We start from the raw sequence: 20964 nt of genomic DNA, 5'->3' as shown, positions 1-20964 counted from the left end.
ACGCAACAAGCCCAGAGTGGCGCCACCTGTCCGATTGGCGTGCGCCAGCGGGGCCTTACGTGAACCTACGATTGTCGTCAAGCCGCTGACGTCACCCCTTGAAGACCGTTCCCCATTTCGCCCATCACCTGCCTGCAGAGAGTGACCCCATGGCCCAAGCCTCCCAACGCCCGGTCCGCCGCGCCCTCATCAGCGTGTCCGACAAGACCGGTATCGTCGACTTCGCCCGCGAGCTCAGTGAGCGCGGTGTCGAACTGCTCTCCACCGGCGGCACCTTCCGCCTGCTCAACGAGAGTGGTATCGCGGTAACCGAAGTTTCCGAGCATACCGGCTTCCCGGAGATCATGGACGGGCGCGTCAAGACCCTGCATCCGAAGATCCATGGTGGCATCCTCGGGCGCCGCGGCCAGGACGACGCGGTGATGGCCGAGCATGGTATCGACCCAATCGACATGGTGGTGGTCAATCTCTACCCCTTCAGCCAGACCGTGGCGAGACCCGACTGCACCCTCACCGACGCCATCGAGAACATCGATATCGGCGGACCGACCATGGTGCGCGCCTGCGCCAAGAACCACGCTCACACCACCATCGTGGTGGACGCCGATGACTACCCGCGAGTGCTCGCCGAACTCGCCTCGGAGGATGGCGCTGTCAGCGATGCCACGCGTTTCGATCTGGCCGTGAAGGCCTTCGAGCATACCGCCGGTTACGACGCCGCCATCGCCGACTACCTGGGCAGCCGCGTACCGGGTGGCGAGGATGGCTTTCCGCGCACCTACAACCTGCAGTTCCACAAGAAGCAAGGCATGCGCTACGGCGAGAACCCGCACCAGAAGGCGGCGTTCTACGCCGAGAAGGATGCCAGCGAAGCAAGCGTTACCACCGCCATCCAACGCCAGGGCAAGGCACTGTCATTCAACAATGTCGCCGACACCGACGCCGCCTTCGAGTGCGTGAAAGCCTTCAACGAGACCGCCTGCGTGATCGTCAAGCACGCCAACCCCTGCGGCGTGGCAGTCGGCGGTACCCTGCGCGAGGCATACGACAAGGCCTTCGCCACCGATCCCACTAGCGCCTTCGGCGGCATCATCGCCTTCAATCAGGCCCTCGATGCCGAGACCGCGCGTGCCATCATCGACCGTCAATTTGTCGAAGTGATCATTGCTCCGGGCATAGCCGATGAGGCAGCGGCCATCGTTGCCGAGAAGCAGAATGTCAGGCTGCTGGATGTCGGCGCCCACTGGCCTGGCGAGCGCGAGCATGCCCACGACGTCAAGCGCGTGACCGGTGGCCTTCTGGTTCAGGATCGCGACCTCGGCATGGTTGGACGCGACGAGCTCACCGTGGTCACCGAGCGGGTGCCCACCGAGCAGGAATGGCGCGATCTTGCCTTCGCCTGGAAGGTCGCCAAGTACGTCAAGTCCAACGCCATCGTCTACGCCAAGGATGGCCAGACCATTGGTGTCGGCGCCGGCCAGATGAGCCGCGTCTACTCGGCCCGCATCGCCGGCATCAAGGCCGCCGACGAAGGCCTCAAGGTGCCCGGCTCAGTGATGGCCTCGGATGCCTTCTTCCCGTTCAGGGACGGCATCGATGCGGCAGCCGCCGCGGGTATCGCCGCGGTGATTCAGCCGGGAGGCTCGATGCGCGACCAGGAAGTCATCGACGCCGCCAACGAAGCCGGCATCGCCATGGTGTTTACCGGCATGCGCCACTTCCGGCACTAAAGCTGGAAGCTGGAAGCTGGAAGCTGGAAGCAAATCGTAAAGCTTGGTTACCTATAGACAACCCCACTGGTATGCACCAGTGGGGTTGTCTTTTTCTTACGGCTTAAAGCTTACGACTTACAGCTCCGGGCGAAGCCCGGTCAGCCGAGATCGATACACAGGTACTTGGTCTCGAGGAACTCTTCGAGGCCCTGGTGGCCACCTTCACGGCCAAGACCCGAGGCCTTGACGCCGCCGAACGGGGCCGCGGCATTGGAAATGATCCCGGTATTGATCCCTACCATGCCGTACTCCAGTGCCTCGGAGACCCGCCACACGCGAGCCAGGTCGCGTGAGTAGAAGTACGAGGCCAGGCCGTACTCGGTATCGTTGGCCATCTCCACGGCGGTCTCTTCGTCATCGAAGGGAAATACCGCCGCCAGCGGGCCAAAGGTCTCTTCGTGGGCGACCTTCATCTTGTCGCTGGCGAAGCTGATCAACGTCGGCGTGAAGAAGTTGCCACCCAGTGGATGTGGATGACCGCCCAGCAGCAACTCAGCGCCCTGGTCGACGGCGTCCTGGACGTGCTCACTGACCTTGGCTACCGCCTTGTCATCGATAAGCGGTCCGATGTTGATGCCCTCGCGGGTGCCGTCACCGACCTTGAGCTCGCTGTTCATGGCGACCGCGAGCTTCTCGCAGAAGGCGTTGACCACACTGCTCTGCACCAGGAAGCGGTTGGTGCACACACAGGTCTGGCCGGCATTGCGAAACTTGGCGGCCATGGCCCCTTCCACTGCCGCATCCAGGTCGGCATCCTCGAAGACGATAAATGGAGCGTTGCCCCCCAGTTCCAGTGAAATCTTCTGGATGTGCTGCGAAGCCTGGGCCATCAACTGGCGACCCACCTCGGTGGACCCCGTAAAGGTAATCTTGCGCACCAGCGGCGACTCGGTCATCGCCGCGGCAATGTCCGACGCGCGCCCCGGCACCACGTTGAAGACGCCGCGTGGCACGCCGGCACGTTCGGCCAGAAGCGCCAGCGCCGTGGCCGAAAACGGCGTCTGGCTGGCCGGCTTGACGACGATGGTGCAACCCGCGGCCAGTGCCGCACCGGCCTTGCGGGTAATCATCGCCGCCGGGAAGTTCCATGGCGTAATAGCGCCTACCACCCCGACAGGTTGCTTGGTGACGACGATCCGCTGATTGGCCTTGGCGGCCGGCACGGTCTCGCCGTAGATGCGCCGCGCTTCTTCCGCGAACCAGCGCAGGAAGCTCGCTGCGTAGGCGATCTCGCCTGCGGCTTCCTTGAGCGGCTTGCCCTGCTCGTGGGTCATGATCATCGCCAGATCATCCTGGTGCTCAAGCATCAGATCGTGCCACTTCATCAGGATATCGGCGCGCTCCTGGGCGGTCAGCGCCTTCCAGGCTGGCCATGCCGCATGGGCTGCCTCGATGGCCCGCTCGGTTTCCGCACGGCCCAGGCGAGGGACATTCCCCATGGTCTCGCCAGTGGCAGGGTTGATCACATCGATCTGCTCGCCGCTGTCAGCGGCGACCCAACTGCCATCGATATAGGCGAAAGGACAATAGAGCTGCGTTTCCTTTAGAGCTTGCATCTTGGTCTCCCGCCGCGGATGCGGCTCATTAACGTTCAAGTGCTGTCATGTAAAACCCGTCATTCGGGCCCCATGACCCCATCGGCTGGCGCCTGCGGCAGTGGTTCAACCATCACGGTCAGGGTGGCGAGGGTCAGCACCAGGGCAATGGCGATCCAGCAGAAGGCTCGGCCCATGTAGCGCTCCGGGGCGTGGCGGATTTGGCGAAGGCCCAGCAGGGCGAACACCGCCGCGGCCAGGTTGACCGGCACAAGCCCGCCCTGCAGCAACAGGGAGAACAGCGCGGTGATGATCGCCGCCATGGCCCATGGTGAGTAGCGTCGCCGAGACGCAGGTCGAGAGGCGTTGTCGCCGTCCAATCAAGACTCCCCGGTCTAATGATGATCGACAATGAGGATGTGTGCCCATGCTAATCGCAAAGGCCTCAATGCTCCAACCATTGGAGCCCAAGTCGTCAACGGGGGCAGGAAAAAGCGAGCCGCTTCAGCGCGGGCGTCGTGGCTCTCGGGATTGCGACAGGGTGATCGACACCGAATCCGCAAAGCGCAGGGCGTGGGGTTTATCAATCTCGACCTGGGCGGTCAGCACCTGTTCATGGGCCATGATCAGGTCCAGCACCTCGCGCGTCATGCGCTCGAGCAGCAGGAATCGATTGTCTTCCACGTGGGCGATGACCTGCTTGGTGATGGTGCGATAATTGAGCGCCTGTTCGATATGGTTGAACGCCACGGCATTATCCGCCCGGTAGCGGATCACGGCATTGATCACCACGTCCTGGCGATTCTTGATCTCCTCCTCCTTGATGCCGATGTAGGTGCGCAGGCGGAGGTTCTTGATTCGAATGGTCGCCAGGTCATGGTCGAAGTGCTGCTCGTCGATGGCATGCATCGGCATGGCCGTTCTCCTTGGTTCGCAGGCGCGGCTGTCAACGTCAGTTGATCAGGGTGAGGAACTCCTGGCGAGTCGACTGGTTGTCGCGAAAGGCGCCCAGCATCACGGACGAGGTCATGCTGGAGTTCTGCTTCTCGACGCCACGCATCATCATGCACATATGCTTGGCTTCTATCACCACCGCCACACCTCGGGCCTCGGTCACTTGTTGAACCGCCTCGGCGATCTGTCGGGTGAGATTTTCCTGGATCTGCATGCGCCGGGCATACATCTCGACGATACGGGCGAACTTGGAAAGCCCCAGCACCCTGCCGCGTGGCAGGTAGGCAATATGACAGCGCCCGATAAACGGCAGCAGATGATGCTCGCACATGGAATAGAGCTCTATGTCCTTGACCAGCACCATTTCGTCAGTCTCGGACTCGAACACCGCCCCGTTGACGATATCTTCAAGCGACTGAACATAGCCGCGATTGAGAAACTGCATGGCCTTGGCCGCGCGCTTGGGGGTATCGCGCAGACCCTCTCGCTCCGGGTCCTCCCCAAGTTCGAGGATGATCTGCCGATAGTGGTTGGCGAGTTCTTCGGTCATCAATGGAATCCCATCTCGTTAACATGCCGTGTCGCGCCAGCGACGACTAGGTGCATCATGCAGCCACGCACTTTAATGTACAAAAGATATACAAGAATAATGGTTTGTACAATTCAAATACTCGCAAACCCGCATTCTACCGCAACCGCTCGCTGTGCGCAGTTGACGACCTGATCCGCCGCTGCGCCACCCCTTGTCTGACATCATGGTGTGACATCGCGCCACATCCCGCATCACCTCAAGCTCCGGCCCCGCGGTGGGTGACCTACTCCAGCTATGCTAGAATCGAAATTCTTCAAGCTGCGTACGTTATCCTTCGAGAGCTCACATGATCACGACTCGCACGCGGAAATCGCGCTCGCCTGATGTTGCCAAGATAAGTTCTTACAAGATCAGTGTTGCCAAGATCAGTTCCCCCAAGAGCAGACCGCACGCTTATCTGGCGCTGTTCGCCACCCTGCTTGTCTCTCCGCTGGCGCTTGGCGAGACCCTGGAACTGCCCGCCGACGCCGAGATCGAGGTGCAGGTGATCGACCGCCTGGTGCTCGACGAGGCCGAGTCGCGCCGCGATGACATCCTGCTCAAGCCAGTCGCCAATGGCGGTGGCAGCCATCAGTTGCCAGATTATTGCGTGATGATAGGCGATGCCCAGCGCAATGATGAACGGCTGCGCCTGACCGCCTCTTCGATCACCTGCATCGAGACCGAGGGAAGCGACAGCGATATCTTCAGCGGCGAGATTTCCGCCGCCGCCTTCGGGGCCGATGGCAACTTCGGCCTCGCCGCCTGCGACAGCGGCCGTTGCGAACTCGGTCCCGAGCAGGGCTTCACCTTGCGCCTGGCCGAAGCGTTGGCCATCGAGGAGCAGCACAACCCCTCGGCCCAGATCAACGAACAGCGTCGCCAGGCCGATGGCGAAGGCGTCGCCAACCCGATACCCGCCGAGCAGCCCGACCCCGAGCAGTGATAGGAAGGCAAGAGCGTTCCCCTCACTACGGAAGCGCTCAAGCGGCTCGACGGCGACAGGGCGTTAGCGGACACGCTGTGAACCCGTCCCTGGGCACTAACTTTTTCATCCCTGAAAAAGATGTCCGCTCCGCCCTGCCCCCTGCGCCGCTCTCTCCTCACGCCAGCCAGCGCGGTTTGTCGGCGAGCGCCAGGCGTTGTTGCTCCAGTTCGCGGATGTGGCCGTCCCAGTATCCGGCATCGGCCAACCACGGAAAGGCCACGGGAAACGCCGGGTCCTCCCAGCGAGCGACCAGCCAGGCACTGTGACGCAGCAACCGCAGGGTGCGCAGCGGCTCCACCAGCGTCAATTCGCTCCTGTCGAACTCGCGATGCTGCTCATACCCTTCGATCACCTCGGAGAGCTGCATATGCCGCTCTTCGTCGTGATCGGCGGTCAACAGCATCCATAGATCCTGGATCGCCGGTGCCATCAGGCTGTCATCGAAATCGACCAGCGCGAAGTGTTCATCGCGGCCGAGTATGTTGCCGATATGGCAATCACCATGCACACGAATGGCCCGCTCGTGTGGCCAGGCATGAGGCATGAGTGCCCGATGCAACTCGTCGGTGATCCGCTCATAGGTCCCACGCTGCTTGCCGGATAACCACGGGCCTTGCAGTACCCGCTCGCGGGCCTCGATCACCATATGGTCGAGATCCTGCTGCTTGCGATGCGCGAAGCACGAGCGCTCACCCACCGCATGCACCGCCCCGATGAGCTCCCCCAGCACGAACAGGTGGGCGGGATTCTCGAGCTCAGGTGCCTGCCCAGGCAGTTGCGGGAACAGCGAAAAGCGAAATCCCTCGGCGTGGTGCAGCGACTCACCGTCGGCATTCCGCCATGGGGCCGCCACCGCCACCTCATCAGCGGCAAGCTCTGCAAGGAAAGCATGCTCCTCGAGGATCTGAGCATCGGACCAGCGTTCCGGGCGATAGAATTTCACCACCCAGCGCTTGCGCTCGTCGTCATGCACCAGATAGACACGATTCTCGTAACTGTTGAGCGCGAAAGGCTCACCGGGTAGCCAGAAGCCAAGCGATTCGATCGCCGCCACCACCCGTGCGGGCGACAGTTCGGCAAAGGGATGCTGCGTCGCGTTAGCCATGGGGACTCCCGTCCGGTCAAAAGATGCATGCTACCAGAGCTTGCCGGGTAACCAGCAGTCAATCGATCCGTCAGTCCAGCGGGGTCCGCGCGCAGGCCCACACTTCGATCTCTCGGGCACCGGCTCGTTGGCATGCCAGCGCCAGGGCGTCGAGCGTGGCACCGGTGGTCATCACGTCATCGATCAGCACCAGCCGTCCGGGCAAAGGGCCGGCCACACGGAAAGCGCCACGCAGGTTGCGACGACGCTCGGGGCGATCGAGCCCGCGCTGGCTTCTCGTGTCACGAAGCCGCGTGGCGCGACATTGCCCGACACCCAGCTGTCGTGACAGCCGGCTGGCCAGCCACTCGGCCTGATCGAAGCCGCGCTGGCGTGCGCGCGCGGGGTGCAGTGGCACCGCCATCAGCGCCTCGGGCCAACGCAACGCCTCGTCGGGAAGCGCCCCCATCAGCAGCTCCAGCAGTACACTGCCCGCCCGTGGCGAGGCATGAAACTTGAAACGCTGTATCAACCCCGCCACTTCGTCGCGGTAGATAAGCGGCACACGCGCACGGTCGAATGACGGTGGAAGCGCCAGGCAGGCGCCACATCGCCGGCCCGAAAGTTGCCCATGCTGTGGTTCAGCACAACCGGGGCAGGCAGGCAGATTCCAGGGCAAGGTCTCATGGCAGGAAGTGCACCAGGGCCGCACCCCGGCCGGGCTTTTCTGGCAACGCACTGACAGGCAGAAGTCACAACGCCCGGGCAAGGCCTGCCGCAGCACTCCGTCAACCTTCCCCACAAGTCGAGTTGACAAGAGCCGGCACTTCCCTAAGCTATTCGTCAACCCTGATAGACCCGACAAGTTGACCATAGGCCGTTCCTCCATGACTCAGCCAAGTAACGCCACTACTCAGACCCTAGCCAGCCAACCGGACATTCGCCACGACTGGACGCTGGACGACATCGAAGCCCTGTTCGCCCTGCCCTTCAACGACCTGCTGTTCCGCGCCCAGCAAGTGCATCGCACGCACTTCGACCCCAATGCGGTGCAGGTCTCCACCCTGCTGTCGATCAAGACCGGCGCCTGCCCGGAGGACTGCAAGTACTGCCCACAGTCTGGCCACTACAACACCGGGCTTGCCAAAGAGAAATTGCTGGAAATCGAGAAGGTGGTGGAACAGGCCAAGGCCGCAAAGCAGGCCGGCGCCAGCCGCTTCTGCATGGGGGCGGCGTGGAAGAGCCCCCGCGAGAAGGATCTCGAGGCGGTGATCGAGATGGTCACGCGGGTCAAGGCGCTGGGGCTGGAAACCTGCATGACACTGGGCATGGTCGATGGCGACCAGGCAAGACAACTGTCCGAGGCCGGGCTCGACTACTACAACCACAACCTCGACACCTCTCCCGAGTACTACGGCGAGATCATCACCACCCGCACCTATGCCGACCGCCTGGAGACGCTTGGCAACGTGCGTGAGGCCGGCATGAAGGTATGCTCCGGCGGTATCCTCGGCATGGGCGAGGCACCACGCGACCGTGCCGCGCTGTTGCAACAACTGGTCAAGCTCGAGCCGCACCCGGAGTCAGTGCCGATCAACATGCTGGTCAAGGTCCCGGGCACGCCGCTCGAGAATGTCGAGGATCTCGACCCGATCGTCTTCATCCGCGCCATTGCCGTGGCACGCATCCTGATGCCGAGAAGCCATGTGCGACTCTCCGCCGGCCGCGAGCAGATGGATGAATCCACCCAGGCACTGGCCTTTCTGGCCGGCGCCAACTCGATCTTCTACGGCGACCGCCTGCTGACCACCGGCAACCCTCAGGTGGAGCGCGACCGTGCGCTGTTCGACAAGCTCGGCCTGCACCCCGAGCACGTCGAAAAGAGCATGCGGGCCGATGACACACGCACCCAGGCCAGCCTGCAAGCCGCAATGCTCCGCCAGGCGTCGAGCGAATCCAACGAACGCTTCTACGACGCCACGCTGGTCTAGGAGTGCTATCGCATGGTCCGCTGGTCTGAACACCTCGCCCTGTGCGCCGACGAACGCCGCGCACAGGGCCTGTGGCGGGTAAGGCGCACCCACCATGGGAATGCCGCACTGCGCGACTTCGCCGGTAACGATTACCTGGGCCTCGCCGGTGACCCACGCCTTGCCGAGGCGCAGGCCGAGGGGGCGCGTCGTTTCGGTGCCGGTGCCCGTGCGTCTCACCTTGTCACCGGTCATTTGGACGTGCATGACGCTCTTGAAGCGCGTCTGGCCGCATTGACAGGTCGCCCTCGGGCGTTGCTTTTCTCGACCGGGTACATGGCCAACCTCGGTACCCTGCAGGCCCTTTGCGACCACAACACCCAGGGGGCATGCCCCCCGCTGATTTTCCAGGACCGACTCAACCACGCGTCACTGCTGGATGGCGCCGCACTTGCCGGCGCTCGCTCGCGGCGTTTCCATCACCGCGACCTTGCCGACCTCGAGCGCCTGCTGGGGCGCACCCCTGCCCAGTCACGCGCGCTGGTGGTAAGCGATGGCGTATTCAGCATGGATGGGGACGTGGCCGATATCGCCGGCCTGAGTGCGACATGTGCCCGGCATGGTGCCTGGCTGATGATCGACGACGCCCACGGCCTCGGGGTGCTCGGCGAACATGGCGATGGCTGCGTTGGCCGTATGCATGGCGTCGATGCGGTGCCGGTACTGGTGGGAACGCTCGGCAAGGCGCTCGGCACCGCCGGCGCCTTCGTGGCGGGCAGCCATGCGCTGGTCGAGCACCTGATCCAGTTCGCCCGCCCCTACGTCTACACCACGGCCCAGCCACCCGGGGTCGCCGCCGCCACGCTTGCGGCACTGGATATTCTGGCCACCGAACCCGAGCGTCGAGCAAGACTCGCGTCAATGATCCGCCGCTTTCGCCACGAGGCCGCACGGTTGGGGTTGCCGCTGATGGCCTCCACGACTCCAATCCAGCCACTGGTGCTGGGAGATAGCCAGCGCGTGATGGCCTGGTCGGCACACCTCGCCAAGCGCAACCTGCGGGTAGGAGCGATTCGCGAACCCACGGTGCCACGCGGCCAGGCACGACTGCGTATCACCCTGAGCGCGGCCCACAGTAACGACGATATCGATGCCCTGCTTGGAGGCCTCGCCGACTGCCAAACAGCCGTGGATATCCGACGCCATCGGGAGATCGACGCATGAGTCATCTGGTGCTGCTCTCGGGCTGGGGCATTGATGCGCGCATCTGGCAGCCACTTGGCGAACACTGGCCCGCCGATATCCGCGTCAGCACCCCGGACTGGCCCGGCTATGGCGGGCGCAAGCCACTGTCCGACCCAACCGATATGCACGCCCTGGCCGAGGCCATGGCCAATGATCTGCCAAGCGATGCGGTGTGGGTCGGATGGTCGCTCGGCGGCCTGCTCGCCGCCGCGCTGCTCGATCACCTGCCGGCGCCAAGCGCGCTGGTCCAGCTTGGCATAGGGCCACGTTTCTGCACGCCGGATGGCGTCGATCAAGAGGCGCTGGATGCGTTTCGCCGGGCATTCGCCCGTGACAGCCAGGCAACGCTTGCGCATTTTCGGCGCTGGCAACTCAAGGGCGAACCCTCGCCACGTCACGCCTATCGCCAACTCGCCACCCTGGTCGATCCTGCTTCGCCATTGGCCGACCCCGCGACGCTCGCCGCCGGCCTCGAGCAACTGGCGAGTCTCGATGTCAGCCATCAACTGGCGCAGGCGCCCTGTCCGATCGTGCGTCTGGCCGGCGAGCACGACCCGCTACTGGCACCGAGCCATCGCGACTCGGCGGATTGTCGGATCAATGGCGCGGGGCACTGTCCAATGCTCTCTCGCCCTGAGCGGCTGGCCACGCTGCTCGCCGATATCGCTCGCCAGGTACCGGGTCGCCAACCCAGCGCTTCAAGCGAGGCCTCGGCATGAGAAGCACCGCACCGCTCGCCCTAACTTCCCATACCGCCAGCCAGGACGATTCGCCGCAGTGCTGGCGTGACCGTGTGGCCCACGCCTTTTCCCGAGCAGCCGGCCACTACCAGTGCCTGGCCAGCGCCCAGCAAGCAATGGGAGAGATCCTATGGGCGGCACTTCCCGAGCGGCTGGGGACCCACCGCGCTGGCAACGTCGATGGCCAGGTGCTCGACCTGGGCTGTGGGCCAGGCCACTGGAGCGCAAGGCTCGCCGGGCGCTACGGCACGCACGCACGCGTGACCGGGCTCGACCTGGCTCCCGGCATGCTCGACGTGGCGCAGCGCCAGCATGGCGACCACATCGTTTGGCTGTGCGCCGATGCACAAGCGCTGCCCCTCGCCGATGCAAGCCAGGATCTCGTGGTCTCCAACCTGGCGATCCAGTGGTGCCCGGACCTGGATGCCGTGCTGAGCGAGGTCTACCGGGTGTTGAGACCCGGCGGGCAAGCGCTGATCAACACCCTCGCACCAGGCACCCTGAGCGAGATTCGCCACGCCTGGTCCCGGCCCGGCAAACCGGCTGCCATGCTGGCGTTCCATTCCCGCGAGCGGCATCTCGCTGCGGCACGCCTGGCGGGGTTCCCCCGAATCACGGTGAAGGCAAGGACGCTGCGCTTTCACTACCCGGACCTGCGCGCGGTGATGGCGTCGATCAAGGGTGTGGGCGCCCAGACCGCCAGGCCAGGCGCCCGGCTGACGCGTCGTGACCTGGCGCGTGCCAACCATCGCTATGAAGCCCTGAGGGAGCCGGCGGGATTGCCGGTCAGCTATCGACTCCTGACCCTTGAGCTCACGCACTGAAAGGTGACAGCGCGGTAACGCCGCCAAACGAGGAACCATGATGCCCACGTATTTCGTCACCGGTACCGACACCGACGCCGGCAAGACACTGGTGAGCTCTGCACTGCTGGCCCTTGCGCGCAGGCGAGGGCTCTCGACACTCGGACTCAAGCCTGTTGCCTCGGGCAGCACGGATACACGGGAGGGGCTGCGCAATGCCGATGCGCTGGCCTTGCAGGCCCAGAGCACGCCCGACACCGACTATGAGCTGATCAATCCGTTCGCCTTCGAACCGGCCATTGCCCCTCACCTCGCGGCGCGCCGGGCCAACATGTCGCTGCGACTCGATGACCTCGAGGATCACACCCGGCCAATGCTCGCGCTTGAACGCGACTTCACGCTGATCGAGGGCGCCGGGGGCTGGCGCGTACCGCTCAACAACCATGAGGACCTTGCCGGCCTGGCGGTTCGGCTCGAGCTGCCGGTAATACTGGTGGTGGGGCTCGAGCTTGGCTGTATCAATCACGCTCGGCTGACGGCGGAAGCGATTACCGGCGATGGCCTGACGCTTGCCGGGTGGGTCGGCAATTCACTGGACGGTGGCTTCGCCCATGATGCCAGCGCCGATGACAATCGACTGCTGGATGACAACCTGACCACGCTTGCCCGATGCATCCACGCCCCCTGCCTTGGCATGATTCCCAGGCTTGCCACGCAAAACCCCGCCGCCATGGCCGAGCAAGCGGCTGATTGGCTGGAATTACCCGATGCCGATTGACTTGCCGGGGCGCGTCCGTAAAATGTGGACGCCTGCCCGTTCGTGCGGATGTGGTGGAATTGGTAGACACGCCAGATTTAGGTTCTGGTGCCGTAAGGCGTGGGAGTTCAAGTCTCCCCATCCGCACCATTTCGTGACCCGCAATCGCGGGTACGTATCGCCATTCATCTCCTTCTCCAATTGTGCTTCCACCGGGAACGCGCATTGCTTTGGCGTGCCCGCCCTTCACCCGAACATGACTCCAGGAGCCAACGATGACCTCCCACGTCTGGCATCCCTATGCCCATCTCAAGACCCAGTCACCCGCGCCCAAGGTGGTCGGGGGCGAGGGGCCGAACTTTACGCTGGATACCGGTGAGCAGTTGCTCGACGCCACCTGCTCGTGGTGGTGCATGATCCACGGTTACGCCCACCCAAGGCTGGTCGCGGCCATCCGCGAGCAGGCGGGCAAGCTGTGCCACGTGATGCTAGGCGGGTTGACCCACGAACCCGCCGACCGGCTGGCCCGGGAACTGGTGCGCATCACTCCTGACGGATTGAACCATGTGTTCTATTCCGACAGTGGCTCGGTGGGGATGGAGGTGGCCATGAAGATGGCCGTGCAGTATCACCAGTTGCAGGGCAAGCCCGGCAAGCACCGGTTGCTGTCGCTGATGAAGGCCTACCACGGCGATACCGCCGGTTGCATGGCGGTATGCGATCCCGAGGAAGGCATGCATTCGCTGTTTGCCGGCTACCTGCCCCGCCACCACTTCGCGCCGGCGCCCACCGCCCCTTTCGATGCGCCTCGCGAGGCTTGCGAGGCGGACCTCACCGCCTTGCGTCGCGTGCTGGAACGCCACCACCACGAGATCGCCGCGCTGCTGATGGAACCGCTGCTGCAGGCCGCGGGCGGGCTCAACATGACCTCGCCTCACTACCTCAGGGGTGCCCGCGAACTGTGCGACGAGTTCGACGTGCTACTGGTGTTCGACGAAGTGGCCACTGGCTTCGGGCGAACCGGGCGACTGTTCGCTTCGGATCACGCCGGAGTGACACCCGACATGATGGTGCTTTCCAAGGGGCTGACCGGTGGTTATCTCGGCCATGCCGCCACCCTCGCCACCGACCGCGTCCACGACGCTTTCATCGGCGACACTCCGCACCACGCCTTCATGCATGGCCCCACCTTCATGGGTAACCCGCTGGCTTGTCGGGTGGCACTGGAGAGCCTGGCGGTATTCGAGGAGGAGCATTACCTGGCACGCATTGCCGGGCTGAGCGAGATCCTGCGCACGGAGCTCGTCGACGATGCCGTGCTTGCCGCCCACCCCGCTGTCGAGGACGTTCGAATGCTCGGGGCCACGGCGGTGATCGAAACCCGCGACGCCAAGGACCTGGCGGGTGTGGCCGACCATGCCCGCGAGCAGGGGGTGTGGCTGCGCCCGATCGGCCGCTGGCTGTACACCATGCCCGCCTACATCACCTCGCCCGCCGACATGCGCCGCATTACCGATGTGATGAAGGGCTGGTTTCACTGAGCACGGCCACGCTAGGCTGGAACCTGACCTCTCACCGACAAGGACGCCCCATGAACGCCATCAGCAAGACCCAGTCGAGCTTCTACCGCCGGCTCTACGTGGCCCATCTGGTGGCCAGTGGCGCGGCAAGCGTTCCGGCGATCATCACAGCCACCGGGATGCCAAGACGAACCGCCCAGGACACCCTCTCGGCACTGGCGGAACTGGACATCGATTGCCGCTTCGAGAAGGGTGACGGCGAACGGCACAATATCGGCCATTACGTGATTCGCGACTGGGGCCCCATCGACCCCGACTGGGTCGCGCAGAATGCCGAACGACTGCGCCGCACCCTGGGCTATCCAGTCGTCGACCGCTAGCGCGTATCGACGGCGCCGCCATCGGGAAACCAGCGCCCTGGCACCAGTCTCAGGAAAGCCAGCATGCCGAACAGCTCCACCAATGACTGGCACACCACGACCATGACAGCCGCCTCCAGGCCCGCCGGCAGGGCCAGGGCGATGGGCAACACCACGAAGGAGTTACGTGAACCGAAACTGAACGCCAGCACGCGTCCCTGGGCAGCAGGCAGCCCGAACAGCCGCGCCAGGCTCCTGGCGAGAAGTGCCGCGAGGCCCAGATAAAGGATGAAGAAAGGTATCAGCCAGGCAAGCCAGCTCGGCGCATCGGCAATCGCCGACACCTGCCCCGCCGCCACCACAAACAGCACGAGCCCCAGCAACGGCATCGGCCAGTCACCGAGCCTCTCGACCCGTTGCTGGCGTGCCGGCGAGGCGCGCGCCCAGCGTTCGGTGGCATAGGCCGCCATCAACGGCAACAGGATCAAACCGCCGAACGCCACGAGCAGCTCGCGCTGAAAAAGACCGATCAGCGCGGCTTGATCGAGAAACAACCAAAGGTATAGCGGCAGCAGCGCGAGTTGCAGCAACAGGCTGAGCGGGGTGAAGCCAATGGCGGTACCGGTATCACCACCGCCGAGATGCGTGAAGGTGATGAACCAATCGGTGCAGGGCACCAGCAGTACCAGCAGCACGCCCAGCCGCAACGCCGGGTCCGGCGGCAACAACGACACCGCTCCCCACACCAGTAGTGGAATGATCAGAAAATTACCGAGCAGCGCCGCCGCCAGAAAGCGTCGTCGTCCCGCCTGCCGCCACCGCCCCACCAGCGGCACCTGAGTGAAGGTGACGTAAAGCAATGTGGCAAGCAGTGGCCACAGCGCTCCATCCAGCCACGCCGCCATGCCGGGCAACATCCTGCCCAGCATCAGACCGGCCATGATCATCGCCAGGTAGACGCCCACCTGATACTTCTCGAGACGTACGCGCAAAGTGCCGGCTCCGGTTAACGCTGATCGATGTCGTCAAGATGCCTGTTCGCGCAGTCGATCACGTAACCCGGGGTCGATGTCACGCAGGTCCCAGAGGCGCAACAGGTTTCGGTAGAGCTCGCTCCACCCTTGGTCATCACCCAACTGTTCACGCGAGCGGCGCAACTCACCCAGCACTTCCCAGATGGTGCGGAAGTCGTGCCACAGCGCATGCGCCTCATCCATGTACAGAATGGCAGTACCGATATCTCGTTCAAGCAGCGCCTCGAGCGCGGCTTCCTGCAACTGGATCATGCGGGTGAAGCGCGATGCCTCTGGGGCGGGCGCCTGCGTGACCGCCTCAGGAAGGCGTGCACGCCCTTCCACCAACGCCTCGCGCAAGGCGCCATCGAACTGTATCTCGATATCGGAAAAGTGATTGAGCACATCCACCGCCCACTGTCGCAACACCTCCGTGTCGTCGCCACCGCTCTCCTCACGCAGCACATCAAGCGAAAGCTGCACCCACTCGCGAGCGAACTCTTGCTCCTTCAGTGAGGTCTCGCGGTCGCGAATCGCGTCACTGTACCAGTGACCGGCAAGCCCGAGGGTCAGGGGTACGAACACCGCGGCGAGAAAACCCGACATCGCGGACAACTTGTCCCAGCCGTCTTTTGGCGCACCTTGACTCACCTAGACCTCCTTGAAGCCCCTTCCGACACCCTGTACTTCCACTAGCTAAAGTGCTGCCACCGGAAGGGTCCACCACGATGCCGTCAGTATGGGCCATCCGGCCAAGGTATGCCGCGCCGCCAGTCGATACCAGACGACTCAGCGAGCGTGCGCGAGCGCCTCGGCGACGAAAGCCTGGCACTGCTGCTGAGCGGGCCGTTCACAGAGGCCTGCCCAGTACGCCTGAAACTCGGGGCGCGCGGGCAGCGTGCCGAATTGCATCCCCCAGCCAATATGCGACCCCACGTAGATATCCGCCGCGCTGAATCGGTCTCCGACCAGGTAACGGCGGCCTTGCAAGGTGCTTGCCAGGGTGTCCATCACCGCCGAATAGGCCCCACATCCGAGTCGCATCGACTGTTCCGCGGTGGGCTGCACGCCCAGGCTGTAGAGGCCGAGGGCGGATTCCATAGGGCCGGCAGCAAAGAACAGCCAGCGGTAGTAGTCGCCGCGCTCGGCGGGTGGCGGCGCCAGGCCCGCCTCGGGAAAGGCGTCGGCAAGGTAGGCGCAGATAGCGGCCGACTCGGTGATCACCACATCGCCATGGCACAACACCGGCACCTTGCCCATGGGATTGATGGCCAGGAACTCCGGCGTTTTCATGGCGGGGCCGTATTCCACGGTCACCATGCGATAGGACACCCCCAGCTCCTCGAGCATCCAATGGACGATGCCGCCCCGCGACAACGGGTTGGTGTAGAACACCAGCGGCGCTCCCTGATCCCCCACATCCTGTTGGATGGAGGCTTCAGTGGAGGGTGTCGCGGGTTGCTGTCGGGCATCCGGCAGCACCTGTCGGACGCTTTCGAGAAGGCTCTTGGCGGGCATCGCCAGCGGGTCCAGGGAATTCTCGCCAAGCCGTTCGAGGCCGGTGACCAGGGCCTCGAGTTCTTCATCACTGATCGCCAGCGGCGGCAGAAATTGGCCAGGCGCCAAGACATAGCCCACACCGGGTTCGCTTGCGATATCGATACCCACCGCACGCAACGCGGCGATATCCTGGTAGAGGGTGCGGATGGAAATCCCCAGTGCCTCGGCGAGTGAGGGGCCGGCAATACGCCCTTCGTACTGGCGCATCACCTGAAGAAGTTCGTGCAGGCGGGTCTTGCGAGACATGGCAGCCTCCTTGCGGCAAGTCATGATCACCCGGAAAGGGTAGGCCATGATGCCGCGACTGCCATGTCGGCGCCAGCACCGGCATGCTGGCGCAGTGAGCGATCAGTCGTGTTCGACGCGGTGTGCGGTGTCACTGCCCTGGCGTACTTCAACCTCCAGCTCACGGCCGTTCTCGTCCATGCCTTCGATCTCGATCATGCCCTGCTTGTCGATCTTGATCTCCTCGACATCAACCATGCCTTCGGCTCGGGCGACCTCCAGCGCCTGGCGAACATCAGCCTCGCTCATTCCCCATGCACCGGTAACCAAGCGCTCGCGCTCTTCCTTGAGTGACTCTCCAGTCTCCAGCGAGAGGCGCGCATCGGCGTACCACTCCTCGTCAAGCCAGCCCTCGATCTCGATAGTGTTGCCGCTTTTGGCCTCGATCTCCTCCACATGGGTGAACCCGAAGTTACTGGCATGTTCCAGCACCTCATCGACACGATCCAGCGACAAGCTATTGGCCTGGGCGACGCCAGCGACCATCATCATCGCGGTGGCGGGGATCAGCAGCCGGGTCTTGAAGGTCATCATGGGTATTGCTCCTGTTCATCGAATGGAAACGCCTGGTCGAAATACCGCTCCAGGAGCACCTCGTCATGGACGCGGTTGAGGTGTAGAAACGTTATAGCATGCGGTAGCTTTCCAGAATCTGACGAATGCGTTCATGTTGCACACATCCTTGCGATGGCATTCTGAAACGATGACGACTCCTTCCGCCAACTCGACGTGCGAGGCTTCGACGTGACCTTACCGGCACCCAGGCACCTTATGAGGCGCGAGAGCTCAGGCACCGGTAGCACCGCCAAGCGATCAAGCACGCCCGACAGACAATAAAAAAGGCGCCGTGCCTGGGCACGCCGCCAACAACGACTGTTACCAATCCAGAAAGTCAGTCGACTTTCAGCATTGCCTCAGATTTCGAAACCCAGGCCAAAGTCTTCGGCACTGATCGCCATCAATGGCTCGGCGCCTGCCTGGATCATCGCCACGTGGGCCTTGGTGCGCGGCAGCAGGCGCTGGAAGTAGAACCGTGCGGTGTTGAGCTTGGCGGTATAGAACGCCATGTCGTCGGTGCCTTCGGCCAGTGCCGCCTTGGCCGTGCTTGCCGCGCGGGCGAACAGGTAGGCGAGCGTCACGTAGCCCGAGTACATCAGATAGTCCACACTGGCCGCGCCGACTTCTTCACGATCACTCATGGCCTTCATGCCGATGCCCATGGTCAGCTCGCCCCATTCCTTGTTCAGCTTGGCGAGCGGCCGCACGAACTCGGCGATCTCGCTGTTGCCTTCCTCGGCCTGGCAGAACCGATGAATCTCCTTGGTGAACACCTTGAGCGATTCGCCCTGGCTCATCAGCACCTTGCGGCCCAGCAGATCAAGCGCCTGGATGCCGGTGGTACCCTCGTAGAGCCGGGTGATGCGCGCATCGCGAACCAGTTGTTCCATGCCCCACTCCTGGATGAAGCCATGGCCTCCGAACACCTGGACGCCTTCGTTGGTCGCCTCGAAGCCAACCTCGGTGAGGAACGCCTTGACGATGGGCGTCAGCAGGCCAAGCAGGCTTTCGGCGTGCTCGCGTTCGGCGCTGTCCTGCCCCTGCTCGACGATATCCAGCATCTGTGCGGTGTAGAGCACCAGCATCCGGCCACCCTCGGCGAAGGCCTTCTGGGTCAGCAGCATGCGGCGCACATCGGGGTGCACGATGATCGGGTCAGCAGGCTTCTCCGGCGCCTTGGGGCCATCGAGAGCGCGCATCTGCAGGCGGTCGCGGGCATAGGCCAGGGAGTTCTGGAAACTCGCCTCGGTCAGGCCGAGCCCCTGGATACCCACCCCGAGACGTGCCGCATTCATCATGGTGAACATGCAGGCCAGGCCCTTGTTCGGCGCACCCACCAGAAAGCCCTTGGCGCCATCGAAGTTCATCACACAGGTGGCGTTTCCGTGGATGCCCATCTTGTGCTCGAGAGATCCACACACCACGCCGTTGCGCTCGCCCGGATTGCCTTGCTCATCGGGCAAGAACTTGGGCACCACGAACAGCGAGATACCCTTGGAGCCTTCCGGCGCATCCGGCAGCTTGGCCAACACCAGGTGAACGATATTATCGGCCAGGTCGTGCTCCCCGGCGGAGATGAATATCTTGGTGCCGGTGATCGAATAGGCGCCGTCATCAGCCGGCACGGCGCGGGTCTTGATCAGGCCGAGGTCGGTGCCGCAGTGGGGTTCGGTGAGGCACATGGTGCCGGTCCACACGCCTTCCACCAGCTTGGTCAGGTAGGTGGCGCGTTGCTCGTCGGTGCCGTGATGGCGAAGCGCATCGGCGGCGCCATGCGAGAGCCCCGGATACATGCCCCACGCCAGGTTGGTGGCGCAGACCATCTCGTTGAGCACCATGGCAAGCGAGTGCGGCAAACCCTGGCCACCATGTTCGGGGTCGGCGGCAAGGCTTGGCCAGCCGCCCTCCACGTACTGCTGGTAGGCCGCCTTGAAACCTTTCGGCGCCTTCACGTCGCCCCCTTCCAGCAGGCACCCCTCGCGATCACCGCTCTGGTTCAACGGCAGCAACACTTCGCGGGCGAAACGCGCGCCCTCCTCCAGGATTGCCGCCACCACATCAGGGGTAGCCTCGTCAGCGCCCGGCAGCCGGGCGTAGTGAGCCGGGTAGTCCAGCAACTCGTCCATGACGAAGCGAAGGTCACGCAGGGGGGCCTGATAGTCGGGCATCTTGTCTCTCCACTGAAGGGCGCCTAAACGCTTTGCGCATGAAAGCGACGAAAGACGATTTCAAACATGTGTTTGAAATTAGCCCTCGACGCACGGAGAGTCAAGCGTTCGTTTGATATCGATCATAAACTTTTGGGCCCCTTAGCCCTCGCGGCTCGTCGGCGACAGGGCTCCGAAGCGTCGGACCGTCGCGGACACGCTGTGAACCCGTCCCTGGGCGCTAACTTTTTCGTCCCTGAAAAAGATGTCCGCGACACCCTGTCCCCTGCGCCGCTCACTCCTCACTCCTCACTCCTCACCCGAAGCCAGAAGTTCACTGCATGCGAATGCCGCCATCCAGGCGAATCACCTCGCCATTGAGCATGGGGTTGGTGATGATCTGCTCGGCCAGGCGTGCGTACTCGTCGGGCTTGCCGAGGCGCTTGGGAAACGGTACGGCGGCGGAAAGTGCCGCCACGGCATCATCGGGAATACCCTGCATCATGGGTGTCTCGAAGATACCCGGCGCTATCGCCATGACGCGGATGCCATGGCGCGAAAGCTCGCGGGCCGCAGGCAGGCTCATGCCCACCACGCCAGCCTTGGAAGCACTATAGGCGCACTGCCCCACCTGGCCATCGAAGGCGGCGATGGAGGCCGTGTTGATGATCACTCCGCGTTCGCCATCCGCCCCCGGCGAATTACTGGCCATCGTCGCTGCCGCCAGGCGCATGACGTTGAACGACCCCACCAGGTTGATCTGGATGGTACGGGCGTAGGCGTCGAGGTCCGCCGGGTTGCCGTCGCGGTCGAGCAGCTTGGCCACACTGACGATACCCGCGCAGTGAATCACCCCGGCAAGGCCACGGCCATCGGCAAGCTCGATGGCGGTATTGATCGCCGCCTGGATATCGTCGCCCGAGGTTACATCGCCACGCACCGCACGGGCGGCATCACCGAGTGATCGTGCATGCGCCTCGACGGCGTCACTCAGATCGCACAGCACCACCTTGCCACCGCCTGAAACGATGCGCTCGGCGGTCGCCGCCCCCAGTCCGGAGGCGGCACCGGTGATCAGGAAGGTGTTGTCGTTCACTTGCATC

Annotated in this window: 21 protein-coding genes and 1 tRNA gene; 10 read left to right on the top strand and 12 right to left on the bottom strand. The window is 63.7% G+C overall.

Annotated elements, in window-relative coordinates; translation table 11 throughout:
- Positions 1-149: 149 nt before the first annotated feature.
- Positions 150-1730 carry a bifunctional phosphoribosylaminoimidazolecarboxamide formyltransferase/IMP cyclohydrolase gene (gene purH / locus C6V82_RS05200; protein ID WP_102588746.1) on the top strand — a complete coding sequence of 527 codons (1581 nt, stop codon included), beginning with the start codon at positions 150-152 and terminating at the stop codon, positions 1728-1730.
- Between the two features lie 140 nt (positions 1731-1870).
- On the opposite strand, the gene C6V82_RS05195 is transcribed toward purH, so the two are convergent.
- From C6V82_RS05195 to folE, 4 genes are all read right to left on the bottom strand, one after another.
- Positions 1871-3328: an NAD-dependent succinate-semialdehyde dehydrogenase gene (locus tag C6V82_RS05195; protein ID WP_102588745.1), complete on the bottom strand. Its 1458-nt coding sequence runs from the start codon at positions 3326-3328 to the stop codon at positions 1871-1873.
- A 59-nt stretch (positions 3329-3387) separates the two neighbouring features.
- Positions 3388-3687: a hypothetical protein gene (locus tag C6V82_RS05190; protein ID WP_146009683.1), complete on the bottom strand. Its 300-nt coding sequence runs from the start codon at positions 3685-3687 to the stop codon at positions 3388-3390.
- Positions 3688-3811: 124 nt separating this feature from the next.
- Entirely contained in the window at positions 3812-4222 is a 411-nt protein-coding gene (gene folX / locus C6V82_RS05185) for a dihydroneopterin triphosphate 2'-epimerase (protein WP_102588743.1), read from the bottom strand.
- A 37-nt stretch (positions 4223-4259) separates the two neighbouring features.
- The gene (gene folE, locus C6V82_RS05180) at positions 4260-4811 is read right to left on the bottom strand and encodes a GTP cyclohydrolase I FolE (protein WP_102588742.1); all 552 of its coding nucleotides are present in this window, start codon (positions 4809-4811) and stop codon (positions 4260-4262) included.
- 328 nt (positions 4812-5139) lie between these two features.
- Between folE and C6V82_RS05175 the strand changes: the two genes are divergently transcribed.
- Positions 5140-5778, top strand: coding sequence for a hypothetical protein (locus C6V82_RS05175; protein ID WP_229843025.1), 639 nt, complete (start codon positions 5140-5142; stop codon positions 5776-5778).
- Between the two features lie 157 nt (positions 5779-5935).
- On the opposite strand, the gene C6V82_RS05170 is transcribed toward C6V82_RS05175, so the two are convergent.
- Both C6V82_RS05170 and C6V82_RS05165 read right to left on the bottom strand, forming a co-directional pair.
- Positions 5936-6925 carry a serine/threonine protein kinase gene (locus tag C6V82_RS05170; RefSeq protein ID WP_102588741.1) on the bottom strand — a complete coding sequence of 330 codons (990 nt, stop codon included), beginning with the start codon at positions 6923-6925 and terminating at the stop codon, positions 5936-5938.
- Positions 6926-6995: 70 nt separating this feature from the next.
- On the bottom strand, positions 6996-7469 hold the full coding sequence (locus C6V82_RS05165) for a ComF family protein (RefSeq protein ID WP_229843028.1): 474 nt from the start codon (positions 7467-7469) through the stop codon (positions 6996-6998).
- Positions 7470-7791: 322 nt separating this feature from the next.
- On the opposite strand from C6V82_RS05165, the gene bioB reads away from it, so the two are divergent.
- From bioB to C6V82_RS05125, 8 genes are all read left to right on the top strand, one after another.
- Positions 7792-8895: a biotin synthase BioB gene (bioB, locus tag C6V82_RS05160; protein WP_102588739.1), complete on the top strand. Its 1104-nt coding sequence runs from the start codon at positions 7792-7794 to the stop codon at positions 8893-8895.
- Positions 8896-8907: 12 nt separating this feature from the next.
- Positions 8908-10098, top strand: coding sequence for an 8-amino-7-oxononanoate synthase (bioF, locus tag C6V82_RS05155; RefSeq protein WP_102588738.1), 1191 nt, complete (start codon positions 8908-8910; stop codon positions 10096-10098).
- Entirely contained in the window at positions 10095-10838 is a 744-nt protein-coding gene (locus C6V82_RS05150; RefSeq protein WP_102588737.1) for an alpha/beta fold hydrolase, read from the top strand. Before bioF ends, C6V82_RS05150 begins: the two co-directional genes overlap by 4 nt.
- Positions 10835-11683: a methyltransferase domain-containing protein gene (locus C6V82_RS05145; RefSeq protein WP_102588736.1), complete on the top strand. Its 849-nt coding sequence runs from the start codon at positions 10835-10837 to the stop codon at positions 11681-11683. The genes C6V82_RS05150 and C6V82_RS05145 overlap by 4 nt, the downstream gene beginning before the upstream one ends.
- A 40-nt stretch (positions 11684-11723) precedes the next feature.
- The gene (bioD, locus tag C6V82_RS05140; protein WP_102588869.1) at positions 11724-12440 is read left to right on the top strand and encodes a dethiobiotin synthase; all 717 of its coding nucleotides are present in this window, start codon (positions 11724-11726) and stop codon (positions 12438-12440) included.
- A gap of 44 nt (positions 12441-12484) precedes the next feature.
- Positions 12485-12569: transfer RNA gene (locus C6V82_RS05135), tRNA-Leu, on the top strand.
- A 125-nt stretch (positions 12570-12694) separates the two neighbouring features.
- The gene (gene bioA / locus C6V82_RS05130; RefSeq protein WP_102588735.1) at positions 12695-13960 is read left to right on the top strand and encodes an adenosylmethionine--8-amino-7-oxononanoate transaminase; all 1266 of its coding nucleotides are present in this window, start codon (positions 12695-12697) and stop codon (positions 13958-13960) included.
- Positions 13961-14010: 50 nt separating this feature from the next.
- The gene (locus C6V82_RS05125) at positions 14011-14319 is read left to right on the top strand and encodes a winged helix-turn-helix domain-containing protein (protein ID WP_102588734.1); all 309 of its coding nucleotides are present in this window, start codon (positions 14011-14013) and stop codon (positions 14317-14319) included.
- On the opposite strand, the gene C6V82_RS05120 is transcribed toward C6V82_RS05125, so the two are convergent.
- The 6 genes from C6V82_RS05120 to C6V82_RS05095 all read right to left on the bottom strand — a co-directional run bounded on the left by C6V82_RS05120 (position 14316) and on the right by C6V82_RS05095 (position 20963).
- Entirely contained in the window at positions 14316-15290 is a 975-nt protein-coding gene (locus C6V82_RS05120; RefSeq protein WP_102588733.1) for a bile acid:sodium symporter, read from the bottom strand. The genes C6V82_RS05125 and C6V82_RS05120 overlap by 4 nt on opposite strands.
- Positions 15291-15323: 33 nt before the next feature.
- The gene (locus C6V82_RS05115; RefSeq protein ID WP_107164717.1) at positions 15324-15962 is read right to left on the bottom strand and encodes a hypothetical protein; all 639 of its coding nucleotides are present in this window, start codon (positions 15960-15962) and stop codon (positions 15324-15326) included.
- Positions 15963-16100: 138 nt separating this feature from the next.
- Entirely contained in the window at positions 16101-17117 is a 1017-nt protein-coding gene (locus C6V82_RS05110; protein ID WP_102588731.1) for a glutathione S-transferase N-terminal domain-containing protein, read from the bottom strand.
- 102 nt (positions 17118-17219) lie between these two features.
- Positions 17220-17690 carry a PepSY domain-containing protein gene (locus tag C6V82_RS05105; RefSeq protein WP_102588730.1) on the bottom strand — a complete coding sequence of 157 codons (471 nt, stop codon included), beginning with the start codon at positions 17688-17690 and terminating at the stop codon, positions 17220-17222.
- A gap of 380 nt (positions 17691-18070) precedes the next feature.
- Complete coding sequence (locus tag C6V82_RS05100) at positions 18071-19882, bottom strand: acyl-CoA dehydrogenase C-terminal domain-containing protein (RefSeq protein ID WP_102588729.1); 1812 nt, start codon at positions 19880-19882, stop codon at positions 18071-18073.
- Positions 19883-20195: 313 nt separating this feature from the next.
- The gene (locus C6V82_RS05095) at positions 20196-20963 is read right to left on the bottom strand and encodes an SDR family NAD(P)-dependent oxidoreductase (protein ID WP_102588728.1); all 768 of its coding nucleotides are present in this window, start codon (positions 20961-20963) and stop codon (positions 20196-20198) included.
- Position 20964 lies beyond the last annotated feature (1 nt).

The organism is Halomonas urumqiensis (assembly GCF_003028575.1).
GTDB classification, from domain to species: Bacteria; Pseudomonadota; Gammaproteobacteria; order Pseudomonadales; family Halomonadaceae; genus Halomonas; species Halomonas urumqiensis.
The sequence above is the reverse complement of the archived record's forward strand: the minus strand, read 5'-3'. Positions and strand labels throughout refer to the sequence as shown.